The sequence below is a fragment of the Kitasatospora sp. NPDC093558 genome, assembly GCF_040683475.1.
In the GTDB taxonomy this organism is placed as follows: Bacteria; Actinomycetota; Actinomycetes; order Streptomycetales; family Streptomycetaceae; genus Kitasatospora.
This window is the reverse complement of the sequence record NZ_JBFBDY010001196.1, coordinates 1-1,354: the sequence shown is the minus strand read 5'-3', so window position 1 is coordinate 1,354 and position 1,354 is coordinate 1. Positions and strand designations below refer to the sequence as shown.

The window sequence follows — 1,354 nt, the reverse complement described above, 5'->3', positions numbered from 1 at the left end:
TGCGCCCGATCGGCGACTGGTCGACGTGCACCACCTTGTCCACCAGGTCGGTGCCGGTGATCCGGGTGTGCCGGCCCGGCACGCTGCGGGCGCCGCGCCCGTGGCCGTGCCCGTGGTGGGCGTCGGGTGTGCCGTGGCCGTGGCCGTGGTGGGCGTCGGGTGCGTCGGCGTCGTGCTTGGGGCGCAGCAGCTCCCGGGCGGCGACGGCCGCGCCGATCAGGCCGACCGCGACGAGCAGCGTGCCGCTCGCGATCAGGTACGGTCGCAGGCCCTTGCGGACGTACCGCAGGTACAGCTCGCTGAAGAGCGAGATGTGCAGCACCGCCGCACCGACCAGGATGTGCAGCAGCGCCCGGACTTCGCGCCTCACAGCAGCCACCAGCCGGTCAGGGCCGCAGCTGTCACGGCGACGGCGAACGTGGCGGCGGAAAAGCGCCAGGCGAAGGCCCGTCCGAAGGTGCCGGCCTGGAGGGCGATCAATTTGGCGTCCACCATCGGGCCGACGACCATGAACGCCAGCCGGGCGGTTGGGGAGAAGCCGCTCAGCCCGGCCGCGACGAAGGCGTCCGCCTCCGAGCAGACCGCGAGCAGGACCGCCAGCAGGGCCAGCACGAGGATGTCGACGCCCAGGAGGCCTGCCGTGCCCTTGAGCAGGTCGCGAGGAACGGCGACGTTGAGGGTGGCCGCCGTCATCCCGCCGATCACCAGGAAGCCGCCGGCGTGCAGGAAGTCGTGTTCCAGTGAGGCGCGGAAGGCCGCCCAGCCGGTCGGACCGTTCGACGGGATCCGGGGCCGCAGCCACTCCGGGCGGCCGAACCGGGCCCAGAGCAGGCCCATGACCACCGCGGTCGCGAGGGAGGCGAGGAAGCGCGCCGCCACCAGCTCGGGCTGTCCCCGGAAGGCGACGGCGGTGGCCACCAGGACCACCGGGTTGACGGCCGGCGAGGAGAGCAGGAACGCCAGCGCGGCGGCCGGCGCCACCCCACGCGCGATCAGCCGCTCGGCCACCGGCACGGAGGCGCACTCGCAGCCGGGCAGGACGACCCCGGCCGCGCCGGCGATCGGTACGGCGAGCAACGGGTTCCGCGGCAGCGCCCGCTCCAGCAGCCGGGCCGGGACGAACGCGGCGATCGCGGCCGACAGCACCACGCCGAGCAGCAGGAACGGCAGCGCCTGCACACAGACGGCGACGAAGACCGCCCCCCACGCCTCCAGCCACGCCGGTCCCGTCCAACCGCCCAGGAACCGACGGCCGACCAGCACGGCGAGCCTCCCGGCGACCAGCGCTTCGCGCGAGCCGAGCGAGCCGACCCGGCGGCGGGTGCGGTCGGCGGGGCCCGCGACCGGATGCGGC

Annotated in this window: 1 protein-coding gene and 1 pseudogene; both read right to left on the bottom strand. The window is 75.1% G+C overall.

All coding sequences use genetic code 11. The features are described 5' to 3' along the window. A pseudogene (locus AB0O00_RS39705) lies at window positions 1-370 on the bottom strand (hypothetical protein); the annotation flags it as partial. Beyond that, window positions 367-1,263: a permease gene (locus AB0O00_RS39700; protein WP_363659529.1), complete on the bottom strand. Its 897-nt coding sequence runs from the start codon at window positions 1,261-1,263 to the stop codon at window positions 367-369. The pseudogene AB0O00_RS39705 and the gene AB0O00_RS39700, both read right to left, overlap by 4 nt. Window positions 1,264-1,354 lie beyond the last annotated feature (91 nt).